This is a genomic window from Kurthia sp. YJT4, assembly GCF_030219945.1.
GTDB lineage: Bacteria > Bacillota > Bacilli > Bacillales_A > Planococcaceae > Kurthia > Kurthia gibsonii.
Window position 1 is genome coordinate 2,957,999 of sequence record NZ_CP126689.1, and the last position, 14,299, is coordinate 2,972,297.

At 40.2% G+C, this 14,299-nt stretch carries 24 protein-coding genes; all 24 read right to left on the reverse strand.

Features of this window, described 5'->3' with window-relative positions:
* Window positions 1-31: 31 nt before the first annotated feature.
* On the reverse strand, window positions 32-1,318 hold the full coding sequence (secY, locus tag QN089_RS14795) for a preprotein translocase subunit SecY (protein WP_068450162.1): 1,287 nt from the start codon (window positions 1,316-1,318) through the stop codon (window positions 32-34).
* The gene (gene rplO / locus QN089_RS14800) at window positions 1,318-1,758 is read right to left on the reverse strand and encodes a 50S ribosomal protein L15 (protein ID WP_068450160.1); all 441 of its coding nucleotides are present in this window, start codon (window positions 1,756-1,758) and stop codon (window positions 1,318-1,320) included. The genes secY and rplO overlap by 1 nt, the downstream gene beginning before the upstream one ends.
* A 36-nt stretch (window positions 1,759-1,794) precedes the next feature.
* Window positions 1,795-1,977 carry a 50S ribosomal protein L30 gene (gene rpmD, locus QN089_RS14805; protein WP_068450158.1) on the reverse strand — a complete coding sequence of 61 codons (183 nt, stop codon included), beginning with the start codon at window positions 1,975-1,977 and terminating at the stop codon, window positions 1,795-1,797.
* A 15-nt stretch (window positions 1,978-1,992) separates the two neighbouring features.
* Window positions 1,993-2,496, reverse strand: coding sequence for a 30S ribosomal protein S5 (rpsE, locus tag QN089_RS14810; protein WP_068450156.1), 504 nt, complete (start codon window positions 2,494-2,496; stop codon window positions 1,993-1,995).
* A 21-nt stretch (window positions 2,497-2,517) separates the two neighbouring features.
* Complete coding sequence (rplR, locus tag QN089_RS14815) at window positions 2,518-2,877, reverse strand: 50S ribosomal protein L18 (RefSeq protein WP_068450154.1); 360 nt, start codon at window positions 2,875-2,877, stop codon at window positions 2,518-2,520.
* A 33-nt stretch (window positions 2,878-2,910) separates the two neighbouring features.
* Window positions 2,911-3,450, reverse strand: coding sequence for a 50S ribosomal protein L6 (gene rplF / locus QN089_RS14820; protein ID WP_068450152.1), 540 nt, complete (start codon window positions 3,448-3,450; stop codon window positions 2,911-2,913).
* Window positions 3,451-3,482: 32 nt separating this feature from the next.
* Window positions 3,483-3,881, reverse strand: coding sequence for a 30S ribosomal protein S8 (rpsH, locus tag QN089_RS14825; RefSeq protein ID WP_068450150.1), 399 nt, complete (start codon window positions 3,879-3,881; stop codon window positions 3,483-3,485).
* A 30-nt stretch (window positions 3,882-3,911) separates the two neighbouring features.
* Entirely contained in the window at window positions 3,912-4,097 is a 186-nt protein-coding gene (locus tag QN089_RS14830; RefSeq protein ID WP_068450148.1) for a type Z 30S ribosomal protein S14, read from the reverse strand.
* A 16-nt stretch (window positions 4,098-4,113) separates the two neighbouring features.
* A complete protein-coding gene (gene rplE / locus QN089_RS14835) occupies window positions 4,114-4,653 on the reverse strand; it encodes a 50S ribosomal protein L5 (protein ID WP_068450146.1) in 540 nt (179 codons plus the stop codon).
* Between the two features lie 24 nt (window positions 4,654-4,677).
* The gene (gene rplX / locus QN089_RS14840) at window positions 4,678-4,986 is read right to left on the reverse strand and encodes a 50S ribosomal protein L24 (protein WP_068450144.1); all 309 of its coding nucleotides are present in this window, start codon (window positions 4,984-4,986) and stop codon (window positions 4,678-4,680) included.
* Window positions 4,987-5,020: 34 nt separating this feature from the next.
* A complete protein-coding gene (gene rplN / locus QN089_RS14845; RefSeq protein ID WP_068450143.1) occupies window positions 5,021-5,389 on the reverse strand; it encodes a 50S ribosomal protein L14 in 369 nt (122 codons plus the stop codon).
* A gap of 39 nt (window positions 5,390-5,428) precedes the next feature.
* Window positions 5,429-5,692, reverse strand: coding sequence for a 30S ribosomal protein S17 (rpsQ, locus tag QN089_RS14850; RefSeq protein WP_068450141.1), 264 nt, complete (start codon window positions 5,690-5,692; stop codon window positions 5,429-5,431).
* A 22-nt stretch (window positions 5,693-5,714) separates the two neighbouring features.
* Entirely contained in the window at window positions 5,715-5,912 is a 198-nt protein-coding gene (rpmC, locus tag QN089_RS14855; RefSeq protein ID WP_068450139.1) for a 50S ribosomal protein L29, read from the reverse strand.
* Complete coding sequence (rplP, locus tag QN089_RS14860; protein ID WP_068450137.1) at window positions 5,902-6,336, reverse strand: 50S ribosomal protein L16; 435 nt, start codon at window positions 6,334-6,336, stop codon at window positions 5,902-5,904. The genes rpmC and rplP overlap by 11 nt, the downstream gene beginning before the upstream one ends.
* A 2-nt stretch (window positions 6,337-6,338) precedes the next feature.
* A complete protein-coding gene (gene rpsC, locus QN089_RS14865) occupies window positions 6,339-6,995 on the reverse strand; it encodes a 30S ribosomal protein S3 (RefSeq protein ID WP_068450135.1) in 657 nt (218 codons plus the stop codon).
* A gap of 3 nt (window positions 6,996-6,998) precedes the next feature.
* Window positions 6,999-7,343, reverse strand: coding sequence for a 50S ribosomal protein L22 (rplV, locus tag QN089_RS14870; protein WP_068450132.1), 345 nt, complete (start codon window positions 7,341-7,343; stop codon window positions 6,999-7,001).
* Window positions 7,344-7,365: 22 nt separating this feature from the next.
* Window positions 7,366-7,647 (reverse strand): 30S ribosomal protein S19, encoded by a 282-nt coding sequence (rpsS, locus tag QN089_RS14875; protein ID WP_068450130.1) that lies wholly within the window; start codon window positions 7,645-7,647, stop codon window positions 7,366-7,368.
* 60 nt (window positions 7,648-7,707) lie between these two features.
* Window positions 7,708-8,538, reverse strand: coding sequence for a 50S ribosomal protein L2 (gene rplB, locus QN089_RS14880; RefSeq protein ID WP_068450128.1), 831 nt, complete (start codon window positions 8,536-8,538; stop codon window positions 7,708-7,710).
* Between the two features lie 33 nt (window positions 8,539-8,571).
* On the reverse strand, window positions 8,572-8,850 hold the full coding sequence (gene rplW, locus QN089_RS14885; RefSeq protein ID WP_068450125.1) for a 50S ribosomal protein L23: 279 nt from the start codon (window positions 8,848-8,850) through the stop codon (window positions 8,572-8,574).
* Entirely contained in the window at window positions 8,850-9,473 is a 624-nt protein-coding gene (gene rplD / locus QN089_RS14890; protein ID WP_068450123.1) for a 50S ribosomal protein L4, read from the reverse strand. The genes rplW and rplD overlap by 1 nt, the downstream gene beginning before the upstream one ends.
* Window positions 9,474-9,499: 26 nt before the next feature.
* Window positions 9,500-10,129, reverse strand: a complete 630-nt coding sequence (gene rplC / locus QN089_RS14895; protein WP_068450120.1) for a 50S ribosomal protein L3 — start codon at window positions 10,127-10,129, stop codon at window positions 9,500-9,502.
* Window positions 10,130-10,177: 48 nt separating this feature from the next.
* Window positions 10,178-10,486, reverse strand: coding sequence for a 30S ribosomal protein S10 (rpsJ, locus tag QN089_RS14900; protein ID WP_029500598.1), 309 nt, complete (start codon window positions 10,484-10,486; stop codon window positions 10,178-10,180).
* Window positions 10,487-10,871: 385 nt separating this feature from the next.
* Entirely contained in the window at window positions 10,872-12,059 is a 1,188-nt protein-coding gene (gene tuf / locus QN089_RS14905; RefSeq protein ID WP_285215621.1) for an elongation factor Tu, read from the reverse strand.
* Between the two features lie 142 nt (window positions 12,060-12,201).
* A complete protein-coding gene (fusA, locus tag QN089_RS14910; protein WP_285215622.1) occupies window positions 12,202-14,283 on the reverse strand; it encodes an elongation factor G in 2,082 nt (693 codons plus the stop codon).
* Window positions 14,284-14,299 lie beyond the last annotated feature (16 nt).

A 14,299-nucleotide genomic window follows, 5' to 3' on the forward strand; every position in this document is an offset into this window, starting at 1 on the left:
AAGGAACGAAAACGCCCCTGAAAACCAACTTTTATTTCATAAAACCTTTGTAGTGACGTTTTACTAACTGTGATTCAAGTTGTTTCATTGTTTCGAGTGCAACACCCACAACGATGATTAAACTTGTACCGCCAATTTGAGCCGACTGCGGAAGATTAGCGATATTTACGAATAAAATCGGTAAAATTGCCACAACTGACAGATAAATAGCCCCAACAAAAGTTAAGCGATATAAGACACTTGTTAAATAACTTTCAGTACTTTTACCTGGGCGAATACCCGGGATATAAGCACCTTGTTTTTTCAAGTTGTCCGCTACTTTTTCCGGATTCACTTGTACGAAAGCATAGAAGTACGTAAATGCAACAATCAATGCAACGTAGATAATCATACCAACTGGTTTTGAATAATCAAAAGTGTTTTGGATAAAGATAGCTACTTTCCCATCACCGAAGAAACTAGCCAATGTTCTAGGTGTTACGATGAACGCAACCGCAAAGATTACTGGAATAACGCCGGCAGCGTTAACTTTCAATGGTAAATGAGATTGTTGTGCTCCACGATTAGCACTTGTGCCTTTTGCATATTGAATTGGAATTTTACGATCCGCTTGTTGGAAGTAAATGATTCCGACAATAATAAGAAGAGCTGCAAGAGCAATCAGTACGACTTTGATAATGTTGATGAACATTTGATCACCAGCATTTTCAAATTCTTGAGCATAAATTTGGTTCACTGTTGTTGGTAAAGCGGCTACGATACCTGCGAAGATAATGATTGAAACACCATTACCAACACCTTTATCAGTAATTTGCTCACCTAACCATAAAAGAAATGCTGTACCAGCAGTTAACACAATAGCAATTGTAAAGTAAGTTAGGAAACCTTCACCTTGAATCAATTCCCCACCGTACATACGGTTGAAACCGTAAGACATGGCGATTGATTGGATGAATGCAAGAATAATAGCAAAGTAACGAGTAAATTGCGCACTTTTCTTACGTCCTGCCTCACCTTGTTTTGACCACTCTGTAAACTTCTTAACAACGTCCATTTGCAACAGCTGTACGATGATCGATGCCGTAATGTAAGGCATAATCCCCATCGCAAAGATTGAGAAGTTTTGTAAGGCTCCTCCACCGAATGTATTTAAAAAGCCGACAAGACTATATTGGTCTGTTTGCTTTAATACGTCAGCGTTCACATTTGGCACTGGCACAAATGTTCCAATACGGAACACTACCAGCATCAAAAGTGTAAAGATGATTTTATTTCGAATATCTCTCACACGTAAAAAGCTCGAGATTGTCTGAAACATTAAATCACCTCAATGTTCCCGCCCGCATTTTCGATTGCTTCTTTTGCTGAAGCTGAGAATTTGTGGGCTTTAATAGAAAGCTTTTTATCAAGTGATCCATTACCTAGGATTTTGATACCAGATTTTTCATTGCCTACAACACCAGATTCGATAAGTAAAGCTGGTGTAACTTCTGTACCTTCTTCAAAACGGTTTAACGCATCAAGGTTCACGATAGCGAACTCTTTACGGTTAATGTTTGTGAAGCCGCGTTTTGGTAAACGACGGAATAAAGGGTTTTGACCACCTTCAAAGCCCGGACGAACGCCGCCGCCAGAACGTGCTTTTTGACCTTTATGACCACGACCAGAAGTTTTACCGTTACCAGTCGCGATACCACGACCTACACGGTTACGTTCTTTACGTGAACCAGCAGTTGGTTGTAACTCATGAAGTTTCATTATTAGATGGCACCTCCTTATATATAGAATAATGTATTATTTTTCAATAACAGTTACTAAGTGAGCAACTTTTGCAATCGCACCGCGAACAGCAACGTTATCGTTGTGTTCAACAGTTTGATTCATTTTGCGTAAACCTAGAGCTTGTGCAGTTGCACGTTGACCTGGTTTAGCGCCAATTAGGCTTTTTGTTAGGGTAACTTCTAATTTGTTTGCCATAGTCATTTCCCTCCCTTAACCTAATAACTCTTCTACTGATTTACCACGAAGTTTTGCAACTTCTTCAGCGTGTTTAAGTTCTGTTAAACCTTTAATAGTCGCACGTACCATGTTGATTGGTGTGTTTGAACCTAAAGATTTTGAAAGAATGTCCGTAATACCAGCTAACTCTAATACAGCACGCACTGGACCACCAGCGATAACTCCTGTACCAGGAGCAGCAGGTTTGATCATGATGTTTCCTGCACCGAATTTACCAATTACTAAATGAGGTGTAGTACCACCAACACGTGGAACTTCCACTAGGTTTTTCTTCGCATCTTCAACAGCTTTACGAATAGCATCAGGTACTTCTTGAGCTTTACCTGTACCAAAACCAACATGGCCATTGCGGTCTCCTACTACTACTAATGCAGTAAAACGGAAACGACGTCCACCTTTAACAACTTTAGCTACGCGGTTGATTGTAACAACGCGTTCTTCAAGTTCTAGTTTGTTTGCGTCAATAATGTGACCCATGAAATGTGTACCTCCTTCTTATTAAAATTCTAAACCGTTTTCGCGAGCAGCTTCAGCTAAAGCTTTTACGCGTCCGTGGTATAAGTAACCGCCGCGGTCAAATACAACAGCTTTGATGTTTTTTTCTGCAGCTTTTTTAGCGATAGTTTCACCAATTTTAGATGCAGCTTCTACGTTCCCTGCAGAACCTTCGAAACCTTTATCCATTGTTGAAGCTGAAACTAATGTTACGCCTTGAGAATCGTCGATGATTTGAGCGTAAATGTTTTTATTAGAACGGTACACGTTTAAACGAGGACGTTGTGTAGTACCAGAAATTTTTGAACGTACGCGTGCATGACGTTTTTTACGAACTTGATTCTTATCTTGTTTCGTAATCACAAAAGGTCACTCCTTTCTAATGCTTATGCAGCATTATTTACCTGTTTTACCTTCTTTACGACGAACGTATTCGCCTTCGTAACGGATCCCTTTACCTTTGTAAGGCTCTGGAGGACGAACGTCACGGATGTTAGATGCAAGAGCACCAACTTTTTCTTTTGAAATACCTTTAACGATAACTTTTGTGTTAGAAGGTACTTCAACTTCAACACCGTCTTCTGGTGTAAACTCAACTGGGTGAGAATAACCAACGTTAAGTACTAGTTTTTTGCCTTGTAATTGAGCACGGTAACCTACACCGATTAATTCTAATGATTTAGAGAATCCTTCAGATACACCAGTTACCATGTTAGCAAGTAACGCACGAGTTGTACCGTGGTTAGTACGGTGCTCTTTAGATTCAGAAGGACGAGTGATTGTAATCACGTTACCTTCTTGTTCGATTTTCATATCTTTGTGGAAAGAACGAACTAATTCGCCTTTTGGACCTTTAACAGTTGCTACGTTGTTTGCATCTACTGATACAGTAACACCTGCAGGTACCTCGATTGGTTTTTTACCTACGCGAGACATTTAATGTTGCACCTCCATTCATTTGTTGCTTATTACCAAACGTATGCTAAAACTTCGCCGCCAACTTTTTGAGCGCGAGCTTCTTTATCTGTTAATAAACCGTTTGAAGTAGAAACTAAAGCGATCCCTAGACCGTTTAATACTTTAGGTAATTCTTCAGTTTTAGCGTAAACGCGTAAACCCGGTTTAGAAATACGTTTTAAACCTGTAATAACACGTTCGTTATTTTGACCGTATTTTAAGAAGATACGGATAATTCCTTGTTTGTCATCTTCAACATACTCTACATCACGTACAAAACCTTCACGCTTTAAAATTTCAGCGATCTCTTTTTTGATATTAGAAGCTGGAAGCTCTAATTTTTCGTGACGAACCATGTTCGCGTTACGTACGCGAGTTAGCATGTCAGCGATTGGATCTGTCATTGTCATTACATTTACCTCCTTCCCAATATTAGGGGATTACCAGCTGGCTTTTTTCACGCCAGGAATTTGTCCCTTGTAAGCAAGTTCTCGGAAACAAATACGGCAAAGTTTAAATTTGCGGTATACAGAGTGTGGACGGCCACAGCGTTCACAGCGAGTATATTCTTGTACTTTGAATTTAGAACCGCGTTGTTGCTTGATGATCATAGATTTTTTTGCCACGATCTCGCCTCCCTTATTATTTTTGGAATGGCATACCGAATTGTGTTAACAACTCGCGAGCTTCTTCGTCAGAGTTCGCAGTAGTAACGATAACGATATCCATACCGCGTACTTTTGATACTTTATCATAGTCGATTTCTGGGAAAATTAATTGTTCCTTCACACCAAGAGTGTAGTTACCGCGACCGTCGAATGCTTTTTTAGAAACACCGTGGAAGTCACGTACACGTGGTAATGAAACAGCGATTAATTTATCTAAGAAGTCATACATACGCTCTCCACGTAATGTAACTTTTGCACCGATTGGCATACCTTCACGTAGACGGAAGCCAGCGATTGATTTTTTCGCTTTTGTGATAACTGGTTTTTGACCAGTGATTAAAGCTAATTCTTCAACAGCAGAGTCAAGAACTTTAGAGTTTTGAACAGCGTCACCAACACCCATGTTAACAACGATTTTCTCAACTTTTGGTACTTGCATTACTGATGTATATTCAAATTTGCTCATTAGAGCAGATGATACTTCATTTACAAATTTGTCTTTTAGGCGGCTCATTTGTATACCTCCTCTCTATTACTATTAGTCGATTACTTTACCTGATTTTTTTGAAACACGAACTTTTTTGCCATCTTCCATTTTGTAACCTACGCGAGTCGGCTCGCCAGTTTTCGGATCGATTAACATTACGTTCGATACGTGAATTGCAGCTTCTTGGCTTACAATTCCACCTTGTGGATTTAGTTGGTTAGGCTTAACGTGTTTTTTAACGATGTTAACACCTTCAACTAAAACGCGATCTTTTTTCGGGAATGCAGATAGGATAACGCCTTCTTTGCCTTTATCTTTACCTGTAATCACTTTTACTTTATCGCCTTTTTTAACGTGCATTTGTCGCACCTCCTTGATGGCTACTTTCATGTAATTAAAGAACTTCCGGAGCTAATGAAACGATTTTCATGTAGTTGCTATCACGTAGTTCACGAGCAACTGGTCCGAAAATACGAGTTCCACGTGGTGACTTGTCATCACGGATGATTACGCATGCGTTCTCATCGAATTTGATGTAAGTACCGTCTTTACGACGTGCACCGCTCTTAGTACGAACGATTACAGCTTTAACTACTTCGCCTTTCTTGACAACGCCACCTGGTGTTGCTTTCTTAACTGTACAAACAATAACATCACCGATATTAGCAGTTTTACGGCCAGAACCACCAAGTACTTTAATTGTAAGTACTTCTTTAGCACCTGAGTTGTCGGCAACTTTCAAACGACTTTCTTGTTGAATCACTTAGGTTACCTCCCTTCGGATCGAGTGTTCCGAAATTATTTAGATAATAACCGCTTTTTCTACAACTTCAACTAAACGGAAACGTTTAGTAGCTGATAGCGGACGAGTTTCCATAATGCGTACGATATCTCCAACTTTTGCTGTGTTGTTTTCATCATGCGCTTTGAACTTTTTAGAGTATTTTACACGTTTACCGTAAAGTGAGTGTTTCTTGTATGTTTCAACGACTACTGTGATCGTTTTATCCATTTTGTCAGAAACAACACGGCCTGTGTAAACTTTGCGTTGGTTACGCTCAGACATGCTTGCAAACCTCCTTTATCAGTTAATTAGCACTGATTTCTCTTTGACGAATAACAGTTTTCATACGAGCGATAGTTTTACGTACCTCACGAATGCGAGCTGTGTTTTCTAATTGACCAGTCGCTAATTGGAAGCGAAGGTTGAAAAGCTCTTCTTTCAGTGATTTTACTTGATCTTCAATTTCAACACTTGTAAGTTCACGAATTTCATTAGCTTTCATTAGATTCACCACCAATTTCTTCACGTTTAACAACTTTACACTTAACAGGTAACTTATGAGATGCTAAGCGAAGTGCTTCACGAGCGACTTCTTCCGAAACCCCACCGATTTCAAACATTACACGGCCTGGTTTTACAACTGCTACCCAACCTTCAGGAGCACCTTTACCAGAACCCATACGTACTTCTAGAGGCTTTTTAGTGTAAGGTTTGTGTGGGAAGATGTTAATCCATACTTTACCACCACGTTTTGTATAACGTGTCATTGCAATACGGGCTGCTTCAATTTGACGGTTAGTGATCCAGCTAGCTGATTGAGCTTGTAAACCGAATTCACCGAATGTTACTGTAGTACCGCCTTTTGCTTGGCCACGCATTTTACCACGGTGTACACGACGGTATTTAACGCGTTTTGGCAATAACATAATTATTTGCCTCCTTCCACAGAGTTCTTCTTAGTTGGAAGTACTTCTCCACGGTAGATCCATACTTTAACACCTAACTTACCATAAGTAGTGTCAGCTTCAGCGTGAGCATAATCGATGTCAGCGCGAAGTGTATGAAGTGGAACAGTTCCTTCACTGTAGTGCTCAGCACGAGCGATATCAGCGCCACCTAGACGACCAGATACTTGAGTTTTGATACCTTTAGCACCTGCACGCATAGTGCGTTGAATTGTTTGTTTTTGTGCACGACGGAATGATACACGGTTTTCTAATTGGCGAGCGATGTTCTCAGCAACTAGTTTTGCATCAAGATCTGCACGTTTGATTTCAACGATGTTGATGTGTACGCGTTTGCCAGTCATAGCGTTAAGGTTTTTACGAAGTGCTTCAACTTCAGTACCACCCTTACCGATAACCATACCTGGTTTCGCTGTACTAATTGTAATGTTAATTCTGTTAGCAGCACGTTCAATTTCTACTTTAGAAACTGATGCTTCTTTTAAAGTTTTTTCAATGTAATTACGTACTTTGATATCTTCGTGAAGTAATGTTGCGTAGTCTTTCTCAGCGTACCAGCGAGATTCCCAATCACGAATGACACCTACACGTAAACCTATTGGATGTACTTTTTGACCCACGTATTATCCCTCCTTCTTCTCAGATACCACTAGAGTAATGTGGCTTGTACGTTTGTTGATCGCACTTGCACGACCTTGTGCGCGTGGACGGAAACGTTTTAATGTTGGACCTTCGTCTACGAATACTTCAGAAACGATTAGGCTGTTTACATCTAAATCATAGTTGTGCTCTGCATTAGCGATTGCTGAGTTTAAAACTTTCTCTACTACAGGAGAAGCTGCTTTAGGAGTATGTTTTAAAATAGCGATTGCTTCGCCAACTTGCTTGCCTCTAATTAAGTCTACTACTAGACGTACCTTACGAGGAGCAATGCGAACTGTGCGAGCGATTGCTTTAGCTTGTTGCATTAGGATTAACCTCCCCTCTTAATTAGCGTACTGATGTTCTCTTATCATCTGCACCGTGACCTTTATAAGTACGTGTTGGTGCGAATTCGCCAAGTTTATGACCTACCATATCTTCAGTCACGTATACAGGCACATGTTTGCGTCCATCATATACTGCGATTGTTAATCCGATAAAGTTCGGGAAGATTGTAGAGCGGCGAGACCAAGTTTTAATAACTTGCTTTTTTTCTGAATCTTGTTGAGCTTCAACCTTAGTCATTAAGTGAGCGTCAACAAAAGGTCCTTTTTTCAAGCTACGACCCATTTTGGAACCTCCCTCCGTGATTCCACCACGGTTCGACCATTGAACCGTAGTTTAACCACTTTATTTTTTACGACGACGAATAATAAGCTTGTCAGATTTTGCTTTTTTGTTACGAGTTTTGTAACCAAGTGCTGGTTTACCCCATGGAGTCATTGGTGACTTACGTCCAACTGGAGCTTTACCTTCACCACCACCGTGTGGGTGATCGTTAGGGTTCATTACAGAACCACGTACAGTTGGGCGTTTACCCATCCAACGTTTACGTCCAGCTTTACCAATGTGGATAAGTTCGTGTTGTTCGTTACCTACAGCACCGATTGTAGCGCGGCATGTAGCAAGAATCATACGTACTTCACCAGATTGTAAGCGTACAATTACATACTTACCTTCTTTACCAAGTACTTGAGCTGAAGTACCTGCAGAACGTACTAATTGTCCACCTTTACCAGGTTTCATTTCGATATTGTGGATTGTTGTACCCATTGGGATATTTGTTAATGGTAACGCGTTACCAACTTTAATATCAACATCTGGACCTGAAACAACTTCCATACCTACTTTAAGACCTTTTGGTGCTAAGATATAGCGTTTTTCACCATCAGCATAGTTAATTAATGCGATGTTAGCAGATCGGTTTGGATCATACTCAATAGTAGCGACTTTACCTGGGATACCGTCTTTGATACGTTTGAAATCAATGATACGGTATTGGCGTTTATGTCCACCACCATTATGACGAACAGTGATTTTACCCTGGTTGTTACGACCAGCTTTGCGTTTTGTAGACTCTAATAATGATTTTTCTGGCTTATTAGTAGTGATTTCAGCAAAGTCCGATGAAGTCATGTTACGACGTCCATTAGTGGTAGGTTTATACTTTTTAATCGCCATGTGTTTTCCCTCCTTTAAAAATGTCTATTCGAATTACATTTCGAATAATTCGATTTCGCCTTCAGCTAGTGTTACAACAGCTTTACGACGTTTGTTTGTTAAACCAGTGTAGCGGCCAACGCGTTTCTTTTTACCTTTGTAGTTCATGATGTTTACTTTCTCAACTTTAACTCCAAAGATTGTTTCAACAGCGTTTTTCACTTCTGTTTTGTTGGCACGAGTGTCAACTTCGAAAGTGTATTTTTGTTCTGCCATTTGTTCTGAAGAAAGCTCAGTAATGACAGGACGTTTTAAAATGTCACGTGCTTCCATTAACCAAGCACCTCCTCAATTTTTTCTACAGCAGATTTAGTCATTACAACTTGGTTATGACCAACTAGGTCAAGAACGTTGATGCCTTCAGCTGTTAATACTGTTACACCTGGAATATTACGAGCAGCAAGTGCTACGTTTTCTTCCACATCAGCAGTTACGAATAAAGCTTTAGATTCGATTTTAAGATCTGAAAGAACTTGTACGAAATCTTTAGTTTTAGGTGCTGCTAATGTTAATGCGTCTAATACTACTAATTCAGTATCTGCAACTTTTGCTGATAATACTGATTTAAGAGCTAAACGACGAACTTTTTTAGGAAGTTTGTATGCATAGCTACGTGGTGTTGGACCGAATACGATACCACCGCCGCGCCATTGTGGAGAACGGATTGAACCTTGGCGAGCACGACCAGTACCCTTTTGACGCCATGGTTTACGACCACCACCTGCAACTTCAGAACGATTTTTTACTTTGTGTGTACCTTGACGTAGTGAAGCGCGTTGAGCGATTACTGCATCAAATACAACTGATTCATTTGGTTCGATTCCGAAGATCGCATCGTTTAATTCGATTTCGCCTACAGAAGAACCTGTTTGACTAAGTACATTAACTTTTGTCATTCCTGTTTCCTCCTTTCTTCGGAAAATTAGTTACCTTTAATAGCAGATTTAACTGTTACTAATGATTTTTTAGAACCAGGAACATTACCTTTTACTAAAATAAGGTTACGTTCAGCATCCACTTTAACGATTGTTAAGTTTTGGATTGTTACTACTGTACCACCCATTTGACCAGGTAATTTCTTTTGTTTGAACACGCGGTTCGGAGCAACTGGACCCATTGAACCAGGACGACGGTGGTAACGAGAACCATGTGACATAGGTCCACGAGATTGTCCGTGGCGTTTGATAACACCTTGGAAACCTTTACCTTTAGTAACACCTGTTACATCTACTACATCGCCTTCTGCGAAACTATCAACTTTGACTTCTTGACCAATTTCGTACTCAGCTAAGTTTGCATTGCGAATTTCGCGAATGAAGCGCTTAGGAGCAGTGTTTGCTTTAGCTACGTGCCCTTGTTCAGGTTTGTTAGAAAGCTTTGCACGCTTATCTTCGAAACCTAATTGAATTGCTTCGTAACCATCAGTATCAACTGTTTTCTTTTGAAGAACTACGTTTGGAGTAGCTTCGATTACAGTTACTGGAATTAGATCGCCATTCTCTGCAAAAACTTGCGTCATACCGATTTTTCTACCTAAGATTCCTTTAGTCATTTAGTCGCACCTCCTGTAAGATTTAAAATATTATTTTTATTTTTACCATTAAAGTTTGATTTCAATATCAACGCCAGATGGTAAATCAAGTTTCATTAACGCATCAACAGTTTGTGGTGTTGGGTTAACGATATCGATCAGACGTTTATGTGTACGCATTTCGAATTGTTCACGAGAATCTTTGTACTTATGAACCGCACGTAAGATAGTGTAAACTGATTTTTCAGTTGGTAGTGGAATCGGACCTGATACACCAGCACCTGAACGTTTAGCAGTTTCAACAATTTTCTCAGCCGATTGATCAAGAATTCTGTGATCATATGCTTTTAAACGGATACGAATCTTTTGTTTTGCCATTATTTTCCCTCCCTTTTCGCCTATTTCCTAGACAATTCTCCACGAAAATTTTCCGAGCACTCGCCATGGCAATGCGGCCGGGTGTGTCGGTAACCTCTCGCTTCATCGCAGTCAAAGACCAACATTCAATATTATACATAATAATATCGCAATGTGCAAGTCGTTTCAGGAAAATATTTTATATGTAACTCGTTTCCCTTATTTCTTCACGCGTTCGGTCTTTACAACGCTTTATAGTATATAAAATTATGAACTCAATTTCAATTGTTAACTGTATATTTTTAAAAAATCTTTTGATCTTATTTAACAATAGCTAAAAGAAAAACCCAAGGAGTGCGCACTCCTTGGGTTTTATTACAGTTATAACATTCTTCAATAGAAGAAATTATTTTTGGATTGAAGCTACAACGCCAGCGCCTACTGTACGGCCACCTTCACGGATTGAGAACTTAGTACCATCTTCGATAGCGATTGGGTGAATTAATTCAACGTCCATTTCAACGTTATCGCCAGGCATTACCATTTCAACGCCTTCTGGAAGAGTGATAACACCAGTTACATCAGTTGTACGGAAGTAGAACTGAGGACGGTAGTTAGAGAAGAATGGAGTGTGACGTCCACCCTCTTCTTTTGATAATACATAAACTTCAGCTTTGAAGTTTGTGTGTGGAGTGATTGAACCTGGTTTAGCTAATACTTGACCACGTTGGATATCTTCACGAGAAACACCACGTAATAAAGCACCGATGTTATCGCCAGCTTCAGCGTAATCTAATAATTTACGGAACATTTCAACACCAGTTACAGTTGTTTGAGCAGTTTCTTCAGCGATACCTACGATATCGATTACGTCGCCGACTTTAACTTGACCACGTTCAACACGGCCAGTTGCAACTGTACCACGACCTGTGATAGAGAATACATCCTCTACAGGCATCATGAATGGTTTGTCAGTTTGACGTTCTGGAGTTGGGATGTAAGAATCAACAGCGTCCATTAATTCAACGATTGCTTCTTCCCATTTTTCTTCGCCTTCTAAAGCTTTAAGAGCAGAACCTTTGATTACAGGAACATCGTCGCCTGGGAAATCGTATTCTGATAATAAGTCACGAACTTCCATTTCAACTAATTCTAGTAATTCTTCGTCGTCTACCATATCGCATTTGTTTAAGAATACAACTAGGTATGGAACACCTACTTGACGAGATAAAAGGATGTGTTCACGAGTTTGTGGCATTGGACCATCAGCAGCAGATACTACTAAGATACCGCCGTCCATTTGTGCAGCACCAGTGATCATGTTTTTAACATAGTCAGCGTGTCCTGGGCAGTCAACGTGAGCGTAGTGACGTTTTTCAGTTTCGTACTCGATGTGAGAAGTGTTGATTGTGATACCGCGCTCTTTTTCTTCTGGAGCGTTATCGATTTGATCGTATGATTTAGCTTCCCCGCCTTGTTTTTTAGCAAGAACTGTAGCGATTGCAGCAGTTAAAGTTGTTTTACCATGGTCAACGTGTCCGATTGTACCAATGTTAGCATGTGTTTTAGAACGGTCGAATTTTTCTTTAGCCATTTTAAATGTGCCTCCTAGGGTTTGTAATTTAGTTTATAGTCATAATTTATTGAAGGGGCAGGGCCCTACCCCAGAATAAATCATAGCTTACATAGTTATTTATACTTGATAACAGTAGAAAATTCAATTAAAAATAATTGAATTATTCACCTTTGTGTTTCTTGATGATTTCTTCAGAAACTGATTTTGGTACTTCTTCGTAGTGGTCAAATACCATTGAGAATGTACCGCGACCTTGTGTAGCTGAACGTAAAGTTGTTGCATAACCGAACATTTCAGCAAGTGGAACCATTGCACGAACAACTTGTGCGTTACCGCGAGCTTCCATACCCTCAACGCGTCCGCGACGAGCAGTAATGTTACCCATGATATCACCAAGGTATTCTTCTGGCATTACAACTTCTACTTTCATAACTGGTTCTAAAAGAACTGGGTTACAAGCAGTTGCTGCTTTTTTAACTGCAAGAGATGCAGCCACTTTGAAGGCCATTTCGTTTGAATCGACATCATGGTAAGAACCATCGTATAACTTAGCTTTAACGTCGATTAGTGGGAATCCAGCTAATACACCGTTTGCTAATGAGTCTCTTAAACCAGCTTCGATTGCAGGGATGTATTCACGTGGAACAACACCACCAACGATTGCGTTTTCGAATTCGAAACCTTTACCTTCTTCATTTGGAGTGAACTCAACCCATACGTCACCGTATTGACCGCGACCACCTGATTGACGAGTGAATTTACCTTGAACTTGAGCTGATGAACGGAAAGTTTCACGGTAAGAAACTTGTGGAGCACCAACGTTAGCTTCAACGCGGAATTCACGCTTCATACGATCAACTAAGATATCTAAGTGAAGTTCACCCATACCTGAGATGATTGTTTGTCCTGTTTCAGGATCAGTATGTGCACGGAAAGTTGGATCTTCCTCTTGAAGTTTTTGTAAAGCTTGACCCATTTTATCTTGGTCAGCTTTTGATTTTGGTTCTACAGAAAGTGAGATTACTGGCTCAGGGAATTCCATAGACTCAAGGATTACTAAAGATTTTTCGTCACATAAAGTATCACCAGTAGTTGTAACTTTTAAACCTACAGCTGCTGCGATATCGCCTGCGTAAACGCGTTCGATTTCTTCACGTGAGTTAGCGTGCATTTGTAGGATACGACCTACACGTTCACGCTTACCTTTAGATGAGTTTTGCACGTAAGAACCTGATTCTAAGATACCAGAGTACACACGGAAGAAAGTTAATTTACCAACATAAGGGTCAGTCATAACTTTGAACGCTAGTGCAGCGAATGGCTCTTCATCAGATGAATGACGTACGATTTCTTCGTCGCCGTCAACAGATGTACCAGTAATAGCAGCTACGTCTGTTGGAGCTGGTAAGTAGTCAATTACTGCATCAAGCATTAATTGAACACCTTTGTTTTTGAATGCTGTACCACATACTACTGGGTAGAATTCAACAGATAGAGTTGCTTTACGGATACCCGCTTTTAACTCTTCAGTTGTAATTTCTTCGCCTGCGAAGTATTTTTCCATTAGCTCTTCGTCTAATTCAGCAACAGCTTCGATTAATTTTTCGCGGTATTCTTCAGCTTGAGCTTTGTATTCCTCAGGAATTTCTTTCACTTCAGCGTTAGAACCGTCGTCACCTTCTTTGTAGAATGTAGCGTTCATTTCTACAAGGTCGATGATTGCGTGGAACTCATCTTCAGCACCGATTGGTAACTGAATTGGGTGAGCGTTTGCTTCTAAACGTTCTTTAAGAGTTCCTACAGAGTATAGGAAGTTTGCACCGATTTTATCCATTTTGTTAATGAATACGATACGTGGTACACCGTATGTTGTAGCTTGACGCCATACAGTTTCAGTTTGTGGCTCTACACCTGATTGAGCATCAAGTACAGTTACAGCACCATCAAGTACACGAAGAGAACGTTCAACTTCTACAGTGAAGTCTACGTGTCCTGGTGTATCGATGATGTTTACGCGGTGGCCTTTCCATTGAGCTGTTGTCGCAGCAGAAGTGATTGTGATACCACGTTCTTGCTCTTGCTCCATCCAGTCCATTTGAGAAGCACCTTCGTGAGTTTCACCGATTTTGTGAATCTTACCAGTGTAATAAAGGATACGCTCTGTAGTTGTTGTTTTACCAGCATCGATGTGAGCCATGATTCCGATATTACGAGTGTTCTCTAGTGAGAATTCTCTAGTCATGCGGTATTTCTCCTTC

Coding starts and splice junctions, on each gene's coding strand:
- rplV (WP_068450132.1), bottom strand. CDS start 7,343: ATGCAACAAGCTAAAGCAATCGCTCGCACAGTTCGCATTGCTCCTCGT.
- rpsE (WP_068450156.1), bottom strand. CDS start 2,496: ATGGGTCACATTATTGACGCAAACAAACTAGAACTTGAAGAACGCGTT.
- fusA (WP_285215622.1), bottom strand. CDS start 14,283: ATGACTAGAGAATTCTCACTAGAGAACACTCGTAATATCGGAATCATG.
- tuf (WP_285215621.1), bottom strand. CDS start 12,059: ATGGCTAAAGAAAAATTCGACCGTTCTAAAACACATGCTAACATTGGT.
- rpmC (WP_068450139.1), bottom strand. CDS start 5,912: ATGAAAGCTAATGAAATTCGTGAACTTACAAGTGTTGAAATTGAAGAT.
- rplD (WP_068450123.1), bottom strand. CDS start 9,473: ATGACAAAAGTTAATGTACTTAGTCAAACAGGTTCTTCTGTAGGCGAA.
- rpsS (WP_068450130.1), bottom strand. CDS start 7,647: ATGGGTCGTAGCTTGAAAAAAGGACCTTTTGTTGACGCTCACTTAATG.
- rplE (WP_068450146.1), bottom strand. CDS start 4,653: ATGAGCCGCCTAAAAGACAAATTTGTAAATGAAGTATCATCTGCTCTA.
- rplC (WP_068450120.1), bottom strand. CDS start 10,129: ATGACTAAAGGAATCTTAGGTAGAAAAATCGGTATGACGCAAGTTTTT.
- rpsJ (WP_029500598.1), bottom strand. CDS start 10,486: ATGGCAAAACAAAAGATTCGTATCCGTTTAAAAGCATATGATCACAGA.
- rplF (WP_068450152.1), bottom strand. CDS start 3,450: ATGTCTCGCGTAGGTAAAAAACCAATCGAGGTACCTGCAGGTGTTACT.
- secY (WP_068450162.1), bottom strand. CDS start 1,318: ATGTTTCAGACAATCTCGAGCTTTTTACGTGTGAGAGATATTCGAAAT.
- rplX (WP_068450144.1), bottom strand. CDS start 4,986: ATGCACGTTAAAAAAGGCGATAAAGTAAAAGTGATTACAGGTAAAGAT.
- rplB (WP_068450128.1), bottom strand. CDS start 8,538: ATGGCGATTAAAAAGTATAAACCTACCACTAATGGACGTCGTAACATG.
- rplO (WP_068450160.1), bottom strand. CDS start 1,758: ATGAAACTTCATGAGTTACAACCAACTGCTGGTTCACGTAAAGAACGT.
- rpsH (WP_068450150.1), bottom strand. CDS start 3,881: ATGACAATGACAGATCCAATCGCTGACATGCTAACTCGCGTACGTAAC.
- rpsQ (WP_068450141.1), bottom strand. CDS start 5,692: ATGTCTGAGCGTAACCAACGCAAAGTTTACACAGGCCGTGTTGTTTCT.
- rpmD (WP_068450158.1), bottom strand. CDS start 1,977: ATGGCAAACAAATTAGAAGTTACCCTAACAAAAAGCCTAATTGGCGCT.
- rplW (WP_068450125.1), bottom strand. CDS start 8,850: ATGGAAGCACGTGACATTTTAAAACGTCCTGTCATTACTGAGCTTTCT.
- rplP (WP_068450137.1), bottom strand. CDS start 6,336: ATGTTATTGCCAAAACGCGTTAAATACCGTCGTGTACACCGTGGTAAA.